Below are 19,403 nucleotides of genomic sequence, written 5' to 3'. Positions count from 1 at the left end.
TCAGCCTCGTTCAGGATTGAGGGCATTGGCCAGCCAGGTGACCAGCAGGACAACCGCAAAATAAGAGATCACCAGCGCGCTGGTGAAATGCCCGCTGCCGTTGCGCATGTTGTAGAGATAAACCTGCAGCGTTTCATAGCGGGTGCCGACCAGCAGGTTAGCAAAGACAAACTCACCAATCAGAAAAGAGAAGGAGAGCAGCACGGCAATGAACACCCCTTTGCGCAGATTTGGCAGCACCACAAACAGGGCTGCCTGCCAGGTGCTGGCGCCCAGCAGATGAGCCGCGTCAATCAGCTCTTTCAGGTTGATGGCCTGCATATTGTTGGCAATGGCGCGGTAGATAAACGGCAACGCAATGGTGAAGTAACAGCCGATGAGAATCCATGGCGTGCCGGTCAGCATCAGCGGGCCCGAGGAGTAGAGCTGCAGCAGCCCGACCGACGAGACCACCGGCGGCACGGCAAACGGCATCAGAATCAGCACGTTCATCACCGCGTCCAGTTTTGGATAGTAGTAAGCGATTACAAACATCGCAGGCAGCACCAGCAGCAGGGAGAACAGCAGCGCACCCACGCAGATCAGCAGTGAATGACCGAGCGCGGTGAGGAAGCGCGGATCGCTCCACAACTGCGTCAGCCACTTCAGGGTAAAGCCCTGCGGCAGAATGGTATCGCTCCACTCACTGGAGATGCCGTACAGCAGCGTCGCCAGCAGCGGTGCGGCGAGCACAATCAGCAGCAGCCAGACAATCAGGCGATGGTAGAGTTTTTCGACGCGAGACATGTCAGGACTCCTGTACGCGGGCATGCAGATAGCTGCGACGCACCAGATACTGCTGCACCACGGTAATCAGCGCCATAATCAGCACCAGCAGCATCGCCAGCGCGCCGCCGGTATTGGGATCGAGCGAGATATCGCCTGATACCAGCGCGGCGATGCGCACCGGCACCACGTTGAAGTTGCCGGTGGTCAGCGCGTAAATGGTGGCGTAGGCGCCCAGCGCGTTGGCCAGCAAAATCACAAAGGTGCCGAGCAGCGCCGGAAACAGAATCGGCAGGCCGATGTGCCACCAGTAGCGCCAGCGGCTGGCACCGAGCAGTGCCGCCGACTCTTCCCAGTCTTTACGCAGCCCGTCAAACGCCGGGTAGAGCAGCAGAATACCGAGCGGAATCTGGAACCAGGTGTAAACCAGCACCATGCCGTCGCGCGAAAACAGCTTAAAGCTGTCCAGCCAGCCGTAGTGGCGCAGCAGCAGCGTCAGGCAGCCGTTCAGTCCGAGCAGGATGACAAAGGCGAAGGCCAGCGGCACGCCGGCGAAGTTGCTGGTCATATTGGTGAACGACAGCAAAAAGCGCTGAAAACGCCCGGTGCCGAGCTTGTGCAGCGAATAACCGGCAAGCAGCGCGATCAGCAGGCCGTAAACGCTCGACCACAGCGAAATATCCAGCGACAGGCGAAAAGCCTGCAGGTAGAACGGTGAAGTGAGGATATCGCTGTAGTTATCGATGCCCCAGCGCTCGTTGATATCGCTCCAGAAGCTGTTGATGGCAATCCACAGCAGCGGCGCGAGCTGGAAGGCGATCCAGAACAGTACGAACGGCAGCAGCAACAGCGAGGCCAGGGTTTTGCCCTTCATCAGCGCGGCTCCGCCAGCAGACCGCGACACAGCGGTTTGTCGTGCGGGACGCCGAGCAGGGTGCAGACGGTGCCGCACAGGTCGGTTTGCTGCGGCTCAAGGTCGGGCTGCAGCGAGAAGCCGCGGCCAAAAACAAACAGCGGCACCTGCGTCTCTTCCGGCAGAATACCGCCGTGCGAGCGATCGTCGTTCATGCCGTGATCGGCGGTGACAATCACCTGATAACCGGCGGCCAGCCAGCCGGGCATCCACTGCGACAGATAGCCATCCGCCATTCGTGCCCGGTTACGGTACTGCGGTGATGACAGGCTGTGCTTGTGCCCGGCATCGTCGATGTTCATTGGGTGAATCAGCAGGAAATCAGGATCGTGCTGCAGGCGCAGGCTTTCGGCATCCTCAAACAGATGCGAGTCGGGGTAACCGTCGTCCCAGTAGAAATGGCCGTACTGGATCGGCAGGTCGGGTGCGTTAGTGTGGCGATCGCGCGCGGCGTTGAACGGCGAGCGGTTATACAGTTCGCTCACCCAGTGATAAGCGGCAGCGGCGGTAGTGAGTCCGGCGTCGCGCGCGTAGTGGAAGATGCTGCGCTGATTGCTCAGGCGATTGACGCCGTTGTGAATGATGCCGCTGCGCACCGGCGGAATGCCGGTCAGAATGCATTCGTACAGCGGACGCGACAGCGACGGCAGTTCGCAGGTCAGCGTGTAATAGTGGCCGTTGCCCTGTTTGCATTCGGCAAACAGATAGCCCATGGCGTGCTGCGCCACCTGATTACTCAGCCCATCGAGTACCACCAGGATTGTTTTCATCCCCGCTCCCTCAGGTGCGCATGAATGCGCACCCTGTAAAAATTGGTGATAGGTAGCGGCGCAATGTATTGCGCATTGCCGGAAAACGGATGCGCGATACGTCGCGCCGCTACGGTATGTGCGACTGGCAAAACGTCTGCATTACTGCTTCATGTTAATAACCACATTCTCCTGCCACAGACGCGGCAGCAGTTTTGAGGTCTTATCCCAGGCAGCCTGGTCTTTGATCGGACGGGCATTTTTATATTCCGACTGCGGCAGCAGTTTGGCCTGCACGTCCGCCGGCAGCGTTAAATGCTCGGCGCGAATCGGGCGCGCATAGCCTTTCGCCAGGTTTATCTGGCCCTCATCCGACAGAATGTATTCACGCGCCAGCTTCGCCGCGTTCGGGTGGCGGGCGTATTTGTTGATAATGGTGGTGTAGCCAGAGGTCACGGACCCGTCCGACGGAATCACCACTTCGTAGCGATTTTTATCAATCTGATCGCGGTAGTTCAGACCGTTGAAGTCCCACACCACGGCGACCTGAATCTCACCTTTTTCGATGTTGGCGATCACCGGGTCGGTCACGCCAAGGCGGCCCTGTTTCGCCAGCTCGCCAAAGAACGCCAGCGCCGGCTTGATGTTCTTCTCGTCACCGCCCAGCGCATAGCTGGCGGCGAGGACGCCGTTTGCCGCCTGAGCTGCCGTGCCGACGTCGCCGATAGTGACCACATACTTACCTTTTTTCAGATCGGCCCAGCTGTGCGGTGCGTCTTTCACCTGCTGCTTGTCGATCAGGAAAGCGATGGTGCCGGTGTAGGCCAGCATCCAGTTGCCATCGGCGTCTTTCGCCCATGCCGGAATCTGATCCCAGTGTGTCGGTTTATAGGGTTGCGCCACGCCTTTGGCGACGGCAATCGGGCCGAAAGCGGCGCCCACGTCGCCGATATCGGCGCTGGCGTTATCCTGCTCGGCGGCAAACTTCGCCAGCTCCTGCGCCGAAGACATATCGGTATCGCTGTGCTTCAGACCGTATTTGGTGCTGAGATCGTTCCAGGTATCTTTCCAGTTAGCCCAGGTGTCAGGCATACCGACGCTGTTCACCTGGCCTTCAGCGCGCGCGGCTTTTTCCAGCGCGGCAACATCGTTATCGGCGGCATGCGCGGCGGGCAGCGCAAGCAGAACGGCACTGGCTACTACAGAAGAGATAAACGCTTTCATCTCGATTGCTCCGGGTGTAAGTTGTGGGTCGTCGTGGTCTAGTCCAGCAAGAACCGAGCCAATGTAGCCCGGATAGATGAAGGTTTTATGACCGGGGTGTTGAAATGGGATGTGGCGCGTCGTTCCACATGCGGTTACAGCGCGCTAAAGCGTGGGATGTGCCTTGTCACATTGTAGTCATCGAACTGTCATAGTGCAGATTTGCCCCAAAATGAGGCTGAAAAAAATGTCGTCGAAAACCGCAGATGTGATCGCCGCCGCACTATGCGAACGGATCGAAAACGGAGAGTTTGTCACCAGACGATTGCCGGCCGAGCGCGCGTTGAGCGAACAATATTCCACCACGCGCATCACGCTGCGTGAAGCGCTTGGCCTGTTGGAAGCGCAGGGCGTCATCTACCGCGAACTGCGGCGCGGCTGGTTTATTGCGCCGCCGCGCCTCATCTATAACCCGGCACATCACAGCCACTTTCACGCCATGGCGCTGCAGCAGGGGCGCATTGCCAGCACTGAGGTGATGGAGGCGCGCGAGGTGCCGGCGCAGCTGGCAATTGCGCGCCATCTGCAACTACTGGAAGGCGATCAGGTGTACCGCATTCGCCGCCTGCGCCGCATAGATGGCCGCGCAGTGCTGTACGTCGAGCATTACCTCAATCCGGCCTTCTTTCCCGGTCTGCTGCGAGAAGATCTCACCCGCTCGCTGACCGATCTGTATGACCAGCGCTACGGCATTCACTACGGCGGCGCACGGTTTACCATTGTGCCCGGTCCGCTTCCGGCGCGGGCGGCGCCCGCACTGAACGTGGCGAGCGGCACGCCCGGCCTGCTGATTACGCGTATCAACCGTGACCAGCATAAGCGGGTGATTGACTGCGACTGCGAGTACTGGCGTTATGACGCGCTGTGCGTTGATGTTGAGGTGTGATGTATTGTGATTTAGATCACATTACAGCATGATAGCGCCAGAAGAATCTCGTCATCTGAGGCGCAAAATAATGACAACAAAACCAGCGGCGGGGCAGCTTATTGCTTCGGTATTACAATGGGTACTGAACATTGGCCTGGTGATTCTGGCCGTTATTCTGGTGGTGTTTCTTGGTAAAGAGACTATTCACCTGGCGAATGTGCTGTTCAGTACCGGTGAGCAAGCGTCCTCGTATCTGCTGATCGAAGGCATTGTGATCTACTTTCTCTATTTCGAGTTTATCGCGCTGATTGTGAAGTACTTTCAGTCCGGCTATCACTTTCCGCTGCGCTACTTCGTCTATATCGGGATCACGGCGATTATTCGTCTGATCATTGTCGACCATAAAAATCCTTTCGATACGTTGTGCTACTCGGCGGCCATTTTGATTCTGGTGGTGACGCTGTGGCTGGCCAACAGTAACCGCCTGAAACGCGAGTAATTCCTCCCGCGACGCCAGCGTGGCACAAGCAGATGTGTCACGCTGAGCGCGGTGCGCTACACTAGGGCAACTTTTTTACCGGAGATGTCCTGATGTCGCATGACGCGCTGCCCCAGTTACGCGCACTGCACTGGCTGCCAGCCTCTTCCCCGTTACTTTCACCGCCGCTGCTTGACTGGCTGCTGGAAGAAGACTCAATGACGCGCCGCTTTGAGCAGCACTGCCAGCAGGTTACCGTACAACTGCTGCGGGAAGCGTTCATTACCGCCGATGAGATGCTGCAGGAAGCGGCGTTTTTGCCTGCCGACACGCGCTTCTGGCTGCGTGAAATCGTGCTGTGCGGTGACAATGAACCCTGGCTGATTGGCCGTACCGTGGTGCCGGAGAGCACGCTGAACGGCCCGGAACAGATGCTGCAAAATCTCGGCACGCGACCGCTGGGACGCTACCTGTTTTCCTCCTCGACGCTGAGCCGCGATTTTATCGATCCGGGCCAGATTGATGACCTGTGGGGACGCCGCTCGCGGCTGCGCCTGTCCGGAAAACCGCTGCTGTTAACTGAACTGTTTTTACCGGCGTCGCCGCTGTACCGCGCGCTGAAGCAAGGATAACGCCCCGTGCAAAAGACTTTAACCATGAGCAAATGGCAGGCCTATAGTCGCCTGATGCGTATTGATAAACCGATTGGCACGCTGCTGCTGCTGTGGCCGACACTGTGGGCGCTGTGGCTGTCCGGCATGGCGATTCCGCCGCTGTCGGTGCTGCTGGTGTTCGTCCTTGGCGTGTTTGTAATGCGCGCGGCGGGCTGCGTGATTAATGATTACGCCGACCGTAACGTCGACGGCCACGTGAAACGCACCGCCGCGCGACCGTTAGCCAGCGGCGCGGTAACGGAGAAAGAGGCGAAGCTGCTGTTTGCCGGCCTCGGTCTGCTGGCGTTCCTGCTGGTGCTGACCATGAACCGCATGACCATTCTGCTGTCGTTTGGCGGGCTGGCGCTGGCGTGGGTTTATCCCTTTATGAAGCGCTATACCCATCTGCCGCAGGTGGTGCTGGGCGCAGCGTTTGGCTGGGCGATTCCGATGGGCTGGGCGGCGGTTAGTGAGTCCTTACCCTTTGTCTGCTGGCTGGTGTTTCTCGCCAATATTTGCTGGACGGTGGCTTATGACACCCAGTACGCCATGGTTGACCGCGACGACGATCTGAAGATTGGCGTGAAATCGACGGCGATTCTGTTTGGGCGTTACGACAAGCTGATTATCGGGCTGTTACAGCTGGCCGCGCTGGGCCTGATGGCGCTGGTGGGCATTTTACTGCATCTGAACGGTGCGTTTTACTGGTCGCTGCTGCTGGCGGGCGGGCTGTTTGTGCATCAGCAGAAACTGATTGCCGGGCGTGAACGTGAGCTGTGCTTCCAGGCATTCCTCAACAACAACTACGTTGGCCTGGTGCTGTTTATTGGCGTGCTGCTCAATACCCAGCCGTTTGTTGCGCTGTTCTGATGGTGGGGTGATTAACCCCGGCGGTGCGTCGGTCGCCGCAGTGGGAAGCGCGTTCTTTCCGCGTCTGAATTCTGACAACGAAAACCGCGACGCAATCTGGCGTGTGACAGATGCGCCGCGGTTTTCAGTCGCCCATTAGTCGTGCGCCACGGCACTCTCAATGGTCAGACGGACATCGCTGGTGACCAGTTCGGCCAGCATCTGCCACATCATATTGGTACGTTCAGCATCTGCATCACCGGAATCACTGATATAGCCTTCATCACGCAGCGACAGCACCAGCGCGGTAAAGACCGCCTTGTCGAAGAACTCCGGCGCATTGATACCGTGCAGCACTGACAGACGCTGAGCCAGCGTGCGGCTCTCTTTCTCCAGCGTGCCACGGTTAATGGTCGGCTTGGCGCTGAGAATGGCGAAGGTGATGGCGAAACGCTGCAGCGTTTCACGAATCCCGGCCGCCAGCAGCTGCAGCGTACGATAACGTGCCGCACTCATTTTCAGCTGGCCTTCCTGTACGGTGATCAGCCCCTGCCGCGCCATTTCGGCGCAGAGCGCATTCAGCAGGGCCGGCAGTTCGGCACTGTCCCAGCGCAGGAACAGTTCGCTCTTCAGCATTGGATAGACCAGGCTGACCTGACGCAGCAGTTCCGCCTCGCTGATCTCCCGATGCTGCTGCACGATAGCGGCAATCAGCGACGGCATCACCAGCATATGGTGGATGTTGTTGCGGTAGTAGGTCATCAGCACCGCCTGCTCACGCGGCAGAATGATGATCTCGCCAATACTGTCCTGCTCGGTCTCGAACTTGTTCATGCCCATGGCGTGATCGAGCAGCGCTTCAGCGCTGAGATCCGGCACGGTTGACTCGGGTGAGTACGGCACATTGCGCAGCAGCTGGGTGTAGCACTCCAGCTGTTCCGTCAGCTGTTCACGCGTCAGCGAACGCTGGCGCGATGCCAGCAGCGCGGTCACGCACAGGTTCATGGCGTTGGCCGCGCCGGCTTCGTTGATGCGTACCATCAGACGTGCCGCGATATCGTTCACCACCGGCGTCATCCACGCCGGACGCTGAGGATCAATAGGGTCAATCGCTTCACGCCACTCCGGAACCTGTTTGTTGAGATAGTTAACCAGCGACAGCGGCTCACCGAAGTTCACATAGCCCTGGCCGAGGTTACGCAGCTTGCGCAGGCCGCGCACCATCTGCATAAAGCCCTCTTTCTCTTTTGCGGCACCGCGCAGCTCTTTGGCATAAGTGCCGACTTCCATCACGTGCTCATAACCGATGTAGATTGGCACAAAGGTGATAGGACGGCTGCCGCCGCGCAGCAGCGCCTGTAACGTCATCGACAGCGTGCCGGTTTTCGGGTCGAGCAGACGGCCAGTACGTGAGCGCCCGCCTTCAACAAAATACTCAACCGAATAGCCGCGGCTGAACAGCTCGCCCAGATACTCGCGGAACACCGTGGAGTAGAGCTTGTTGCCTTTGAAGGTACGACGAATAAAGAAGGCACCGAGGCGACGGAAAATCGGTCCGGCTGGCCAGAAGTTGAGATTGATACCGGCAGCAATGTGCGGCGGTACCAGGCCCTGATGATAGAGCACGTAGGACAGCAGCAGATAATCCATGTGGCTGCGGTGGCAGGGCACGTAAACAATTTCGTGACCATCCTGCGCCAGCTGGCGCACGCGTTCGCCGCCGTGCACGTTAATGCCCTGATAGAGCCGACTCCACAGCCAGCCCATCACACGGTCAGTCACGCGGATCGCTTCGTACGAGAAATCCGCCGCCACTTCTTCCATCATTTCGATGGCGTTCTGCTGCGCTTTTTCATGCGAAATCTTCTTGCTGCGCGCTTCGTCTTCAACCGCTTTCTCAATCGCTTTGGATTGCAGCAGCTTGTTGAACAGATCCTGGCGTGCCGGCAGACGCGGGCCGACGGCTGCCAGCCGCTGGCGGGCAAAATGAATGCGCGCGACACGTGCCAGCTTCTGCGCGATCGACTGATCGGTACCGTGTTCGGTGGCCATCTGACGCAGTGAAACCGTGGGTGAGAAGCGGACAAAGCTGTCGCGGCCGTGCCACAGGATGGCAAAGAACTTCTGTATACCGTTAAGAATACGCAGATGTGGCGTCGGTTCGCCCTGAATTTCACGGCCTGGCGCCCGGCCAAACATCACGGAAACCGGCAGCATCTGTACGTCCAGCGCCGCATTGTTGCGGTGCAGATCGAGATAGTCATGGAACAGCTTGACCGACTCCGGGTTCGCCACGAAATAGGGGAAGACGCGCGGCCCATCGTGAATAAATACGTGGCGCGGCAGCAGGGTGCCGTCAATCTCCAGCGGCGCCAGCGGATCCGGCAGATCGTGCTTCAGGCACTGTGCGCGTAGCGTGAGCAGGTCTGCCTTTGAATCATAAGGCAAAACATACATCACCGGACGGGTCGGATCGATACCGTGTTCCGAGATCGGATCGGTCGGAATGACCTTACTTTTTACCAAAATAGAGAGTGGTAAATTCAACAATTTGTAATAGAGTTTACGCCAACCTGACATAGACAACTTGAAGCCTCTTGTTAGCAAAGCGCGGCAAGCATACCAGAAAGTGCGGCGAAGATCTGTGGCTGTGCCACCTCGCGCGCCCAGACATTGACGTCAAAAACAGTTAAGGGTTCCACAACATGGCAAATAACGTCACCGGTTTCCTGAGAATCATTAAAGCCGCCGGTTATTCCTGGCAGGGGCTGCGCGCTGCCTGGCAGCATGAAGCCGCTTTTCGCCAGGAAGCGATTGCCGCATTGGTCGCGGTTGCCATTGCCTGCTGGCTGGATGTCGATGCCATTACGCGTGTGTTGCTGATTGGCTCGGTGGTGCTGGTGGTCATTGTTGAGATCCTTAATAGTGCCATCGAAGCCGTGGTGGACCGCATCGGTCAGGAGCGCCATCCGCTGGCGGGACGCGCCAAAGACATGGGCTCGGCGGCGGTACTGCTGGCTATCTTACTGGCTCTGTTTGTCTGGATCGCGCTGCTTTGGTCGCATTTGCGATAAACATTCCACATTCATCAAGCCGCTGATTTTTCCCTCTGTTTCGGTTTTCATTTCGCCAATACCTGTATATACTCACAGCGACTGTATAAACAACCAGGGGGCGGGATGAAAGCGTTAACCAGCAGGCAGCAACAGGTCTATGACCTGATTCGCGACCATATTAATCAGACCGGCATGCCGCCAACGCGTGCTGAAATTGCTTCGCAACTGGGCTTCCGCTCGCCTAACGCTGCTGAAGAGCACCTGAAAGCGCTGGCGCGTAAAGGTGTCATTGAAATCGTCTCCGGTGCATCGCGCGGTATCCGCCTGCTGATGGAAGAAGAGGCGAGTGAAGGGCTGCCACTGATCGGTCGCGTCGCCGCCGGTGAACCGCTGCTGGCGCAGGAACATATCGAAGCCCACTATCAGGTTGACGCCAACCTGTTCAAACCCTCTGCCGATTTCCTGCTGCGCGTCAGCGGTATGTCGATGAAAGATATCGGCATTATGGACGGTGATCTGCTCGCGGTGCATAAAACGCAGGAAGTGCGCAATGGCCAGGTGGTGGTTGCGCGTATCGATGATGAAGTCACGGTGAAACGCTGGAAGAAGCAGGGCGCGATTGTCCAGCTGCTGCCGGAAAACAATGATTTCCAGCCGATTGTCGTGGATACCCGTGAACAGTCGCTAACCGTGGAAGGGCTGGCCGTAGGCATCGTGCGCAACGGCGAGTGGCTCTGAAACCCGGTTGATCTCCCCCGCTGCGGCGGCGCTCGCGCGCTGTCCGCAGTCTGCTCTAATCATACTTTTGTTCCCGGCCCGTAAGGCGCTCGCTCAGGCCGACCACCGTAACCCTCGGGATGGGGCTGATGCAGCTATTTTCCTCTTCTGATAAAGCGCTGTGGCGACTGGCGTTGCCAATGATCCTCTCCAATATCACCGTGCCGCTGCTCGGCGTGGTCGATACCGCCGTGATTGGCCATCTTGATAGCCCGATCTACCTCGGCGGCGTGGCCGTAGGCACCACGGCAACCAGCTTCATCTTTATGCTGCTGCTGTTTCTGCGTATGAGCACCACCGGTTTAACCGCACAGGCGTTCGGGGCCGGCGATAAACAGGCACTGGCGCGCGCACTGATGCAGCCGCTGCTGATCGCCCTCGCCGCCGGGTTGTTGCTGGCGCTGCTGCGTTCTCCTGCCAGTAGCCTGGCGGCAACGCTGATGGGCGGCAGCGCGGAAGTCCAGCAGCAGGCGCAGATCTTCATTGAAATCCGCTGGCTTAGCGCACCGGCTACGCTGGCTAACCTGGTGATTCTCGGCTGGCTGCTGGGCGTGCAGTATGCGCGTGCGCCGATGGTGCTGCTGCTTGTCGGAAACCTGGTCAACATCCTGCTCGATCTGCTGCTGGTGCTGAAACTGCACTGGGGCGTTGCCGGTGCTGCCGCCGCCACGGCGCTGGCCGAATACGTGACGCTGGCAGTGGGATTATGGATGGTGGCGCGCGTGCTGAAACTGCGCGGTATCGATTTCAAACTGCTGAAAAACAGCTGGCGCGGTGACGCGGCACGGTTATTTCGCCTTAATCGCGACATCATGCTGCGCTCGCTCATGCTGCAGATCTGCTTCGCCTCGCTGACCCTGCTGGGTGCACGCATCGGACCGGATGTGGTCGCGGTTAATGCGGTGCTGTTGATGTTCCTGACGTTTACTGCCTATGCGCTGGACGGCTTTGCTTACGCGGTGGAAGCCTGCTCGGGTGAAGCGGTAGGGGCAAAAGATCGCAGCCAGCTGCTGCTGATCTGGCATGCCGCCTGTCGTCAGGCGGGTATCGTTGCGCTGCTGTTTGCGCTTATTTATGCGCTCAGCGGCCCGCACATTGTTGCGCTGCTTACCTCGCTGCAACCGTTGCGTGAGATGGCCGATCGCTTTCTGCTGTGGCAGGTAATTTTACCGCTGATCGGCGTCTGGTGTTATCTGCTGGACGGTATGTTCATCGGCGCGACACGCGGCCGCGAAATGCGTAACAGCATGATCATGGCAGCAGCCGGTTTCGGTATCACTTTGCTGACGCTGCCGTGGTTAGGGAATCACGGTTTATGGCTGGCGATCACGGTGTTTCTGGCGCTGCGTGGCCTGACTCTGGGGTGGATGTGGCGCCGCCACTGGCAGCGTGACAGCTGGTTCAGCCAGCCATAAGCGCAGCGCAGGCACCAGAATAATCTGTAATTCCGTGCACAATCCGAAGCGGCTACTATAATTATCTCAAACGGCGCAGATAAGTAGCGCGTTATATGGTTATTTCCGGCATTACATGAGAAATACACCATCTCACTCAGGAAGACGTGGAGGATTGTTATGAACAAAGACGAAGCGAGCGGAAACTGGAAGCAGTTTAAAGGGAAGTTTAAAGAGAAATGGGGCAAGTTGACCGACGACGATTTGACCGTGATCGAGGGGAAACGCGATCAGCTGGTGGGTAAAATCCAGGAACGTTACGGTTACGCCAAAGATGAAGCTGAACGTGAATTGAAAGACTGGGAAAGTCAAAACAAAGATTACCGCTGGTAAGTCTCCCGCTTTAAGGATGATGCTCCTACCCGCTGATCGTTACGATCGGCCTGGCACACGGACGTGCCAGTTACCCTTTACGCACCTTCTTCTTACTTTCCACTTCATGATCGTGCTGACAGCTACCCGGCTGCGTGCAGGCCGCCACTTCGGCACAGTTTTCACACAGGCCGTGCGCCTCAATAACGCTATGACGTAAGGTAAAACCTGCCTGATCGGCCAACCCGGCAATGATCTTTTCCACGCCGTGCGCGTGCTTCTCACTGACGGCGGCACAGTTGTCGCACACCAGCATCACCGATGTGTGCGCCGGCTCGTCGAAATGGTGGCACACCACATAACTGTTATTTGACTCTACCCGATGAATAAATCCCTGCTCCAGCAGGAAATCCAGCGCGCGATAAATAGTCGGTGGTTTCGCCTGGGGTTCACTGATGCGCAGCTGGTCCAGCAAATCGTAAGCGCTAATGGAACCGTTCTGCTCCGCCATCAGGCGCAGCACTTCTGCGCGCTGCGTAGTGAGGCGCACGCCACGGTCAAGGCACAGAGATTCAGCCTGCGTGAGCAGTTGTTCGGGCGTGAGGTTTGGCATAAGCATTCTCCAGGTGATGGGTGATGTTATTTTATCACACAAACTTTTACGCTGCTGACATTGCTTTTTTACCTTATATCATCCAGGAAATGTCCGGCTTTCAGCCACTTATCTGCCGCGTTACGTCCTGGTACCTCCTTCTGTTAAGCCATGCTTTTCCTTCCTGAGTTTTTTCTCACAGGTTAACCCATCTTTTTGCTTTGCAACTCACTGACTTAGTGGCTATGGTTCAAAAGGTTTTAAGTAATTTCTGGCATCAATTTAGCTGACGTTCATATTTCTGCATAAAACAACAGCAGAATGGTGCGGGCGTGACCAATTCTGCGAATAGCAATGCTAATTCCTTTCAATTCACAGCAATAAAGCGTTAGCCAGCGTTCAGAATAGGGCTAATAAACTATTCCGTCGTAGAGACAGTCCACGACAATTAAAAGGTGATGGCAGACTCATGGTGAAGACATTATTCAGACGCAAGAAAATTGCTTATATTGTTGGTTTTAATGCGGTATTTGTTACCACGTCAGCATTTGCTGCTGGCACCTGGTACGATGCGCGTAACGATGCCATGGGGGGAACCGGTGTCGCTTCCTCAACCTGGAGCTCGGCAGTGCTGGCTAACCCGGCATTGATGACCAAAGCGCAGCCTGAAGATAACGTCAGCATCATTTTTCCTTCAGCCGGTGTGCAGATTACTGACAAAGACAAATTAGTGGATCGCGTAGACGAAATTACTGATACGGTGGACCGCTATCGTGACGTGATCAACAACATCACGCTGCCGGAGATCATCAATGGCGCGCCTCAGGTCAGAGCGGCGGCAGGTGATATGGCCAATCAGCTGCGCGATCTGCGCGGTGATAAAGCGAATGGCACCGCAGGCGTGGCGTTAGCCGTCAGCATTCCCAACGAGACCCTTCCTTTCGCCTTCATCACCAAAGCCTACGGCACGGCGCACATCCGCGCTAACGTGGTACAGAGCGATATCGATTATCTGGATCAGGTCGCAAATGGCCGCATTCCCTTGCCGGGCGACCAAAATAATCTGCGCTCCAGTGCCAACGGCCTGGCTGCCCTGATCACCGATTACGGCGTCGCAATGGCGCACGAGTTCACCATCGCCGGTCACCCGGTCTCCGTTGGCGTCACGCCAAAGCTGCAGAAAACCTGGCTGTATAACTACACCGCCAGCGTTTATAACTACGACAAGAATGATATTAACGACAGCCGCTATCGCAGCACCGATACCGGTTTCAACGTCGATGCCGGTATCGCTACCGACTTCGCGGAGAACTGGACCTTCGGCGTGACCGGGCAGAACCTGGTCTCGCGCGATATCGACACCAAAGAGGTTAACGGCTATCGCGATACGTATCAGATTCGCCCACTGGTAACCACCGGCCTGGCGTGGAATCGCGGACCCTTTACCCTGACCGGCGATGTTGATCTGACGGAAACCAAACGTTTTAAATCGCAGGAGAGCAGTCAGTACGCTGGCGTGGGTGGTGAATATCGCGTGCTGGACTGGCTGGCGCTGCGTGCCGGCTATCGCGCGGATATGAAGTCGAATGACACCGATGTGTTTACGGCCGGTCTCGGCGTGTCGCCGTTCAACAATGCGGTGCATCTGGACCTGGCCGGTTCGGTCGGCAAAGACAATACCTGGGGCGCCATGGTGCAGCTCGGGTTTAACTTCTGACCACACGATGACGGGCGGCTGTGTCGCCCGTCACAGCTGTGATATCATTGCGCAGTTTCTCATCACTTAACTGCGGATTTACTGCGTTTCATGACCGATACATTCTCTTCGCAACGTTTCTCCATCGCCCCAATGCTGGACTGGACCGACCGTCACTGTCGCTATTTTCACCGTCAGCTGAGCGGCGACACGCTGCTGTACACCGAAATGGTGACCACCGGTGCCATCATCCACGGCAAAGGCGACTATCTGGCCTATAGCGAGGCGGAGCATCCGCTGGCGCTGCAGCTGGGCGGTAGCGATCCGGCCGCGCTGGCAACCTGTGCAAAGCTGGCAGAAGCGCGCGGATACGATGAGATCAACCTGAACGTCGGTTGTCCGTCCGATCGGGTACAGAACGGCCGTTTTGGCGCGTGCCTGATGGGTGAGGCGGCGCTGGTCGCGGACTGTATCAAAGCGATGCGCGATGTGGTCAGCATTCCGGTCACGGTGAAAACCCGCATCGGTATTGACGATCAGGACAGCTACGCCTTCCTGTGCGATTTTGTCGGCACCGTGGCGCAGCAGGGCGGTTGTGATACGTTCATTATTCATGCGCGTAAAGCGTGGCTGTCGGGTCTCAGCCCGAAAGAGAACCGTGAAATTCCACCGCTCGATTATCCGCGTGTTTACCAGCTGAAGCGGGATTTCCCGGCGCTGACCATGGCAATCAACGGCGGCGTTAAGACGCTTGAAGAGGCCAAAGCGCATCTGCAGCACCTGGACGGCGTGATGATGGGGCGCGAGGCCTATCAAAATCCCGGCATTCTGGCGCAGGTTGATCGCCAGCTATTTGGCCGCGAGACACCGGTGGCCGATCCGGTCGCCGTGGTGCGTTCCATGTACCCTTACATCGAAGCCGAACTGGCCCAGGGCACTTATCTGGGACACATTACGCGCCACATGCTGGGCCTGTTCCAGGGCATTCCCGGCGCGCGCCAGTGGCGCCGTCATCTGAGCGAAAATGCCCACAAACCGGGCGCCGACGTCCGCGTGCTGGAAGCGGCGCTGGCGCTGGTGGCCGACCGCATCGTGCAGGAAGCCTGATCCCGCGAGCCGGCCTGGTCAGGCTGGCAGACCGGTTTAAACCGCACGGTTTCATCGTGCGGTTTTTAATTCACCACCAGTTAGTCAATTTCACCAAATCAACGTCCCCTCTGTCCTGCATCAAAGCGATAATTCAATGGCTTAGCGATCGTTACGACCTGGCACGTATCTTGTAATACCTTCTGCATTACTGATACAGGAGAGCGCTCGTGGAAATATTATTCGTTATCGGCTTTTTTATGATGCTGCTGCTGACAGGCGTATCGCTGCTGGGCGTGATCGCCGCGCTGGTGGTGGCCACCGTGGTGATGTTTCTCGGCGGGCTGTTTGCGCTTGTTATAAAATTGTTGCCGTGGCTGGTGCTGGCGGTGGTCGCCGTGTGGCTTTATCGCGCATTTACCACGCCGCAGGGAGAGGTGAAACTTAACCGGCTGAAAAGGAAAATCAGCAACTTAGAGAAGAGAAGCTGGCGCTAAATGCGGTTACGATCACAGAGTTGGTGATTGCTTAGTACGAATTCGCAATTAAACATATTTTTTACTTATGTTTTCTGTCAGGATAGGTAAAGAAATTCAGACGAATTCATCGCCGCTGTCCCTACACCAGCGCGAACTATAAAAAAGAAAGAAAAGGGCTTCCTTCGGGAAGCCCTTCATCATTTCTGCTATCAGGGAATTAACAGGCTGGAACCCTGAGTGGCACGATTCTCCAGCACCTGATGCGCACGCACTGCATCGCTCAGAGCAAATTTCTGCTGCTCCGGCACGTTAAGCTGTATAGCGCGGCTGGCGATAAGCGAAAACAGTTCGCCGCTGGCGCGATCGAGCTCTTCACGGTTGGTGATATAGCCAAACAGGGAAGGGCGGGTGACAAACAGCGAGCCTTTCTTGTTAAGGATGCCGAGGTCAACGCCGGTCACCGGGCCGGAGGCATTACCAAAGCTCACCATCAGGCCGTGGCGGCGCAGGCTGTCGAGGGACGGTTCCCAGGTATCTTTGCCCACTGAGTCGTACACTACCGCCACTTTTTCACCGTTGGTCAGTTCGCTGACGCGCTGGGCGATATCCTCTTCGCGATAATTGATGGTGGCCCAGGCGCCGGCATCTTTGGCGATCTGCGCTTTCTCCGCAGACCCGACGGTGCCAATCAAATGCGCGCCCAGCGCTTTCGCCCACTGACAGGCAATCAGGCCCACGCCGCCTGCGGCGGCATGAAACAGGAAAATTTCATCGGCTTTTACTTTGTACGTCTGACGCAGCAGATACTGCACCGTCAGGCCCTTGAGGAAAGAGGCCGCAGCCTGCTCAAAGCTGATGCTGTCCGGCAGAATCACCAGCCGATCTTCTGCCACATTGTGCAGCTCGCTGTAGGCACCCAGCGCGGCCTGGCAATACACCACGCGATCGCCCGGCTTGAAACGCGAAACCGCGCTGCCCACTTTTTTCACGATGCCTGCCGCTTCAGTGCCCAGGCCGGACGGCAGCGAGGAGACCGGATACAATCCGCTGCGCACGTAGGTATCGATGTAGTTAATACCAATCGCCTTGTTCTCCACCTGAACTTCATGGTCGGCGGGATCGGCTGGTGTGAAATCGACCCATTGCAATACTTCCGGGCCGCCGTGCTGGTTGAACTGAATTCGCTTTGCCATTCTGACTCCTGTGATTGTTCATCCTGGGACGGTATACTTGCGCGTCCCTTTCACGATCGGTAATGCATTCACTATGGCAGGAAATAAACCCACCAACAAATCGAACGAACCCCGCGATCGGCAGCTCGAAGGCGTGAAAATGCCGCCGCACTCTCTCGAAGCGGAGCAGTCGGTGCTCGGTGGGTTGATGCTGGATAACGAACGCTGGGATAACGTCTCCGAGCGCGTGGTCGCGGAAGATTTCTTCAACCGTTCGCACCGCATGATTTTCTCTGAAATGCAGCGCCTGCTGGAAGCCGGTCAGCCTATCGATCTGATCACCCTGTCAGAGTCGCTGGAAACGCGCGGTGAGCTGGAGATGGCGGGCGGCTTTGCCTATCTGGCCGAGCTGGCAAAAAATACCCCAAGTGCGGCGAACCTCGGTGCTTATGCCGACATCGTGCGTGAACGTGCGGTAGTGCGTGAGATGATTTCGGTGGCTAACCAGATCGCTGACGCCGGTTACGATCCGCAGGGCCGCAGCAGCGAAGAGCTGCTGGATTTCGCTGAATCCAACGTCTTTAAAATTGCCGAACAGCGCGCCAACAAGGATGAAGGCCCGCAAAATATTGAGCAGATTCTCGAAGCGACGGTATCGCGCATTGAAGCGCTGGTGTCAACGCCGCACGATGGCGTGACCGGCGTCGATACCGGCTATCAGGATCTCAACAAGAAAACCGCCGGTCTGCAGGGCTCAGATCTGATCATTGTCGCGGCGCGTCCGTCGATGGGTAAAACCACTTTCGCCATGAACCTGTGCGAAAACGCCGCCATGCTGACAGACAAACCGGTGCTGATTTTCAGTCTCGAGATGCCCAGCGAACAGCTGATGATGCGTATGCTGGCCTCGCTGTCGCGCGTTGATCAGACGCGTATCCGTACCGGTCAGCTGGAGGATGAAGACTGGGCGCGCATCTCGGCCACCATGGGCATCCTGTTAGAAAAGAAGAACATGTTCATCGATGACTCGTCCGGCCTGACGCCTACCGAAGTGCGTTCACGCGCGCGCCGCGTGTTCCGTGAAAACGGCGGCCTGAGCATGATCATGATCGACTACCTGCAGCTGATGCGCGTACCGGCGCTCTCCGACAACCGTACGCTGGAGATTGCCGAGATCTCACGCTCGCTTAAAGCGCTGGCGAAAGAGCTCAATGTACCGGTGGTAGCGCTGTCGCAGCTTAACCGCTCGCTGGAGCAGCGCGCCGATAAGCGTCCGGTTAACTCGGATCTGCGTGAATCGGGATCGATCGAGCAGGATGCGGACCTGATCATGTTCATCTATCGTGACGAGGTGTATCACGAAAACAGCGATCTGAAAGGCATCGCCGAGATCATTATCGGTAAACAGCGTAACGGCCCGATCGGCACAGTACGTCTGACGTTCAACGGCCAGTGGTCACGCTTTGATAACTACGCCGGACCGCAATACGACGACGAATAACCGCGCTTCCGCAGTTGCATGCACGATTTGTGCATGCATTTCACGTCATCAGAAAATAGTGTTGGACAACCTCGTCAATTATCAGGTTATCTGTAGCAAAGCGAATCCTATAACGCTGTGGACACAGAATGACTCAGGTAGACGATTACGACCTTAAGATACTGACACTACTACAATCTAACGGCCGCCTTACCAACCAGGAACTCAGTGATTTAGTCGGACTTTCGGCGTCGCAATGTTCACGCCGGCGCATTAATCTCGAACAGGCAAATCTTATTCTCGGCTATCACGCGCGGCTCTCGCCGGACGCGGTAGGGCTGGGCATGGTCGGCTTGATCGAGGTGCGACTGAAAAATCACACGCCCGATTACGAAGAGAGTTTTCACCGCATGGTGGAGCAGGAAGCGGCGATTGTCGATGCGTTCAAAACCACCGGCGACGCCGACTATCTGTTAAAAGTCGCGGTGGCCGATTTAGCGGCGCTGAGCGCGCTGATCAGTCAGCTCGTCGCTGGCCATCAAAGCGTGGCGCACGTGAAAACCTCGGTGGTACTCAATCGTTTAAAAGAGAACGGCCTGATGATGATCCCCGAGCACAAAGTGCGCCAAAAGAGTGCGTGATGTGCCAGTGTGGTGCAGATTTCTGCCATTTTTCGCGTAAAGCGCGCACCAGAAACCGAATTTGTGCATGAGTCGATTATTTTACGGCAGATTGATGCACATAAACCTGCAATAAAGCGC

The 19,403-nt window shown here is 57.0% G+C and carries 20 protein-coding genes; 13 read left to right on the top strand and 7 right to left on the bottom strand.

Annotated features, from left to right (window positions below; genetic code table 11):
• From K7H94_RS16935 to K7H94_RS16920, 4 genes are all read right to left on the bottom strand, one after another.
• Window positions 1-786, bottom strand: coding sequence for an ABC transporter permease (locus K7H94_RS16935; protein WP_058757571.1), 786 nt, complete (start codon window positions 784-786; stop codon window positions 1-3).
• A gap of 1 nt (window position 787) precedes the next feature.
• Window positions 788-1,639 carry an ABC transporter permease gene (locus K7H94_RS16930; RefSeq protein ID WP_021507865.1) on the bottom strand — a complete coding sequence of 284 codons (852 nt, stop codon included), beginning with the start codon at window positions 1,637-1,639 and terminating at the stop codon, window positions 788-790.
• Window positions 1,639-2,448 (bottom strand): alkaline phosphatase family protein, encoded by an 810-nt coding sequence (locus K7H94_RS16925; RefSeq protein WP_058770008.1) that lies wholly within the window; start codon window positions 2,446-2,448, stop codon window positions 1,639-1,641. Before K7H94_RS16925 ends, K7H94_RS16930 begins: the two co-directional genes overlap by 1 nt.
• 141 nt (window positions 2,449-2,589) lie before the next feature.
• Window positions 2,590-3,651: an ABC transporter substrate-binding protein gene (locus K7H94_RS16920; RefSeq protein WP_058770009.1), complete on the bottom strand. Its 1,062-nt coding sequence runs from the start codon at window positions 3,649-3,651 to the stop codon at window positions 2,590-2,592.
• A 226-nt stretch (window positions 3,652-3,877) separates the two neighbouring features.
• On the opposite strand from K7H94_RS16920, the gene K7H94_RS16915 reads away from it, so the two are divergent.
• From K7H94_RS16915 to ubiA, 4 genes are all read left to right on the top strand, one after another.
• On the top strand, window positions 3,878-4,576 hold the full coding sequence (locus K7H94_RS16915; protein ID WP_021507862.1) for a UTRA domain-containing protein: 699 nt from the start codon (window positions 3,878-3,880) through the stop codon (window positions 4,574-4,576).
• A gap of 70 nt (window positions 4,577-4,646) precedes the next feature.
• Complete coding sequence (psiE, locus tag K7H94_RS16910) at window positions 4,647-5,057, top strand: phosphate-starvation-inducible protein PsiE (protein ID WP_010616618.1); 411 nt, start codon at window positions 4,647-4,649, stop codon at window positions 5,055-5,057.
• 92 nt (window positions 5,058-5,149) lie between these two features.
• Window positions 5,150-5,668 carry a chorismate lyase gene (ubiC, locus tag K7H94_RS16905; RefSeq protein ID WP_222951383.1) on the top strand — a complete coding sequence of 173 codons (519 nt, stop codon included), beginning with the start codon at window positions 5,150-5,152 and terminating at the stop codon, window positions 5,666-5,668.
• Window positions 5,669-5,692: 24 nt separating this feature from the next.
• Complete coding sequence (ubiA, locus tag K7H94_RS16900; protein ID WP_021507861.1) at window positions 5,693-6,559, top strand: 4-hydroxybenzoate octaprenyltransferase; 867 nt, start codon at window positions 5,693-5,695, stop codon at window positions 6,557-6,559.
• Between the two features lie 135 nt (window positions 6,560-6,694).
• Here ubiA and plsB read toward each other — a convergent pair whose 3' ends face one another.
• Entirely contained in the window at window positions 6,695-9,118 is a 2,424-nt protein-coding gene (gene plsB / locus K7H94_RS16895; RefSeq protein ID WP_059009901.1) for a glycerol-3-phosphate 1-O-acyltransferase PlsB, read from the bottom strand.
• Window positions 9,119-9,243: 125 nt separating this feature from the next.
• On the opposite strand from plsB, the gene K7H94_RS16890 reads away from it, so the two are divergent.
• The 4 genes from K7H94_RS16890 (at window position 9,244) to K7H94_RS16875 (ending at window position 12,158) form a co-directional block, all read left to right on the top strand.
• Window positions 9,244-9,612, top strand: coding sequence for a diacylglycerol kinase (locus tag K7H94_RS16890; RefSeq protein WP_021507859.1), 369 nt, complete (start codon window positions 9,244-9,246; stop codon window positions 9,610-9,612).
• Between the two features lie 105 nt (window positions 9,613-9,717).
• Window positions 9,718-10,332, top strand: coding sequence for a transcriptional repressor LexA (gene lexA, locus K7H94_RS16885; protein ID WP_031279762.1), 615 nt, complete (start codon window positions 9,718-9,720; stop codon window positions 10,330-10,332).
• 128 nt (window positions 10,333-10,460) lie between these two features.
• Window positions 10,461-11,786 carry an MATE family efflux transporter DinF gene (gene dinF, locus K7H94_RS16880; RefSeq protein WP_222951382.1) on the top strand — a complete coding sequence of 442 codons (1,326 nt, stop codon included), beginning with the start codon at window positions 10,461-10,463 and terminating at the stop codon, window positions 11,784-11,786.
• Between the two features lie 159 nt (window positions 11,787-11,945).
• A complete protein-coding gene (locus K7H94_RS16875; RefSeq protein WP_021507857.1) occupies window positions 11,946-12,158 on the top strand; it encodes a CsbD family protein in 213 nt (70 codons plus the stop codon).
• A gap of 70 nt (window positions 12,159-12,228) precedes the next feature.
• On the opposite strand, the gene zur is transcribed toward K7H94_RS16875, so the two are convergent.
• Window positions 12,229-12,750: a zinc uptake transcriptional repressor Zur gene (gene zur / locus K7H94_RS16870; protein WP_088515725.1), complete on the bottom strand. Its 522-nt coding sequence runs from the start codon at window positions 12,748-12,750 to the stop codon at window positions 12,229-12,231.
• 448 nt (window positions 12,751-13,198) lie between these two features.
• On the opposite strand from zur, the gene K7H94_RS16865 reads away from it, so the two are divergent.
• The 3 genes from K7H94_RS16865 (at window position 13,199) to pspG (ending at window position 16,008) form a co-directional block, all read left to right on the top strand.
• Complete coding sequence (locus tag K7H94_RS16865) at window positions 13,199-14,446, top strand: conjugal transfer protein TraF (protein WP_222951381.1); 1,248 nt, start codon at window positions 13,199-13,201, stop codon at window positions 14,444-14,446.
• Window positions 14,447-14,536: 90 nt separating this feature from the next.
• A complete protein-coding gene (gene dusA, locus K7H94_RS16860; RefSeq protein ID WP_104187837.1) occupies window positions 14,537-15,532 on the top strand; it encodes a tRNA dihydrouridine(20/20a) synthase DusA in 996 nt (331 codons plus the stop codon).
• Between the two features lie 209 nt (window positions 15,533-15,741).
• Window positions 15,742-16,008, top strand: a complete 267-nt coding sequence (pspG, locus tag K7H94_RS16855; RefSeq protein WP_058780892.1) for an envelope stress response protein PspG — start codon at window positions 15,742-15,744, stop codon at window positions 16,006-16,008.
• A 191-nt stretch (window positions 16,009-16,199) separates the two neighbouring features.
• Here the strand turns inward: pspG and K7H94_RS16850 are convergent, their stop codons facing one another.
• Complete coding sequence (locus K7H94_RS16850; protein ID WP_222951380.1) at window positions 16,200-17,183, bottom strand: quinone oxidoreductase; 984 nt, start codon at window positions 17,181-17,183, stop codon at window positions 16,200-16,202.
• 73 nt (window positions 17,184-17,256) lie between these two features.
• Here K7H94_RS16850 and dnaB point away from each other — a divergent pair, with 73 nt between their 5' ends.
• Together dnaB and K7H94_RS16840 are read left to right on the top strand one after the other, a co-directional pair.
• The gene (dnaB, locus tag K7H94_RS16845; protein ID WP_021507851.1) at window positions 17,257-18,663 is read left to right on the top strand and encodes a replicative DNA helicase; all 1,407 of its coding nucleotides are present in this window, start codon (window positions 17,257-17,259) and stop codon (window positions 18,661-18,663) included.
• A gap of 128 nt (window positions 18,664-18,791) precedes the next feature.
• Entirely contained in the window at window positions 18,792-19,283 is a 492-nt protein-coding gene (locus tag K7H94_RS16840) for an Lrp/AsnC family transcriptional regulator (protein ID WP_058757562.1), read from the top strand.
• The last annotated feature ends 120 nt before the right edge of the window (window positions 19,284-19,403 follow it).

This window comes from Pantoea dispersa (genome assembly GCF_019890955.1).
GTDB classification, from domain to species: Bacteria; Pseudomonadota; Gammaproteobacteria; order Enterobacterales; family Enterobacteriaceae; genus Pantoea; species Pantoea dispersa.
This window is presented reverse-complemented; position numbering and strand designations above follow the sequence as displayed.

Excerpts from the sequence above, each read along its gene's own strand:
- psiE (WP_010616618.1), top strand. The coding sequence starts at position 4,647 with ATGACAACAAAACCAGCGGCGGGGCAGCTTATTGCTTCGGTATTACAA.
- plsB (WP_059009901.1), bottom strand. The coding sequence starts at position 9,118 with ATGTCAGGTTGGCGTAAACTCTATTACAAATTGTTGAATTTACCACTC.
- dinF (WP_222951382.1), top strand. The coding sequence starts at position 10,461 with ATGCAGCTATTTTCCTCTTCTGATAAAGCGCTGTGGCGACTGGCGTTG.
- K7H94_RS16890 (WP_021507859.1), top strand. The coding sequence starts at position 9,244 with ATGGCAAATAACGTCACCGGTTTCCTGAGAATCATTAAAGCCGCCGGT.
- K7H94_RS16920 (WP_058770009.1), bottom strand. The coding sequence starts at position 3,651 with ATGAAAGCGTTTATCTCTTCTGTAGTAGCCAGTGCCGTTCTGCTTGCG.
- K7H94_RS16925 (WP_058770008.1), bottom strand. The coding sequence starts at position 2,448 with ATGAAAACAATCCTGGTGGTACTCGATGGGCTGAGTAATCAGGTGGCG.
- K7H94_RS16915 (WP_021507862.1), top strand. The coding sequence starts at position 3,878 with ATGTCGTCGAAAACCGCAGATGTGATCGCCGCCGCACTATGCGAACGG.
- ubiC (WP_222951383.1), top strand. The coding sequence starts at position 5,150 with ATGTCGCATGACGCGCTGCCCCAGTTACGCGCACTGCACTGGCTGCCA.
- dnaB (WP_021507851.1), top strand. The coding sequence starts at position 17,257 with ATGGCAGGAAATAAACCCACCAACAAATCGAACGAACCCCGCGATCGG.
- ubiA (WP_021507861.1), top strand. The coding sequence starts at position 5,693 with ATGAGCAAATGGCAGGCCTATAGTCGCCTGATGCGTATTGATAAACCG.
- lexA (WP_031279762.1), top strand. The coding sequence starts at position 9,718 with ATGAAAGCGTTAACCAGCAGGCAGCAACAGGTCTATGACCTGATTCGC.
- K7H94_RS16930 (WP_021507865.1), bottom strand. The coding sequence starts at position 1,639 with ATGAAGGGCAAAACCCTGGCCTCGCTGTTGCTGCTGCCGTTCGTACTG.
- K7H94_RS16840 (WP_058757562.1), top strand. The coding sequence starts at position 18,792 with ATGACTCAGGTAGACGATTACGACCTTAAGATACTGACACTACTACAA.
- K7H94_RS16935 (WP_058757571.1), bottom strand. The coding sequence starts at position 786 with ATGTCTCGCGTCGAAAAACTCTACCATCGCCTGATTGTCTGGCTGCTG.
- zur (WP_088515725.1), bottom strand. The coding sequence starts at position 12,750 with ATGCCAAACCTCACGCCCGAACAACTGCTCACGCAGGCTGAATCTCTG.
- K7H94_RS16875 (WP_021507857.1), top strand. The coding sequence starts at position 11,946 with ATGAACAAAGACGAAGCGAGCGGAAACTGGAAGCAGTTTAAAGGGAAG.
- K7H94_RS16850 (WP_222951380.1), bottom strand. The coding sequence starts at position 17,183 with ATGGCAAAGCGAATTCAGTTCAACCAGCACGGCGGCCCGGAAGTATTG.
- K7H94_RS16865 (WP_222951381.1), top strand. The coding sequence starts at position 13,199 with ATGGTGAAGACATTATTCAGACGCAAGAAAATTGCTTATATTGTTGGT.
- dusA (WP_104187837.1), top strand. The coding sequence starts at position 14,537 with ATGACCGATACATTCTCTTCGCAACGTTTCTCCATCGCCCCAATGCTG.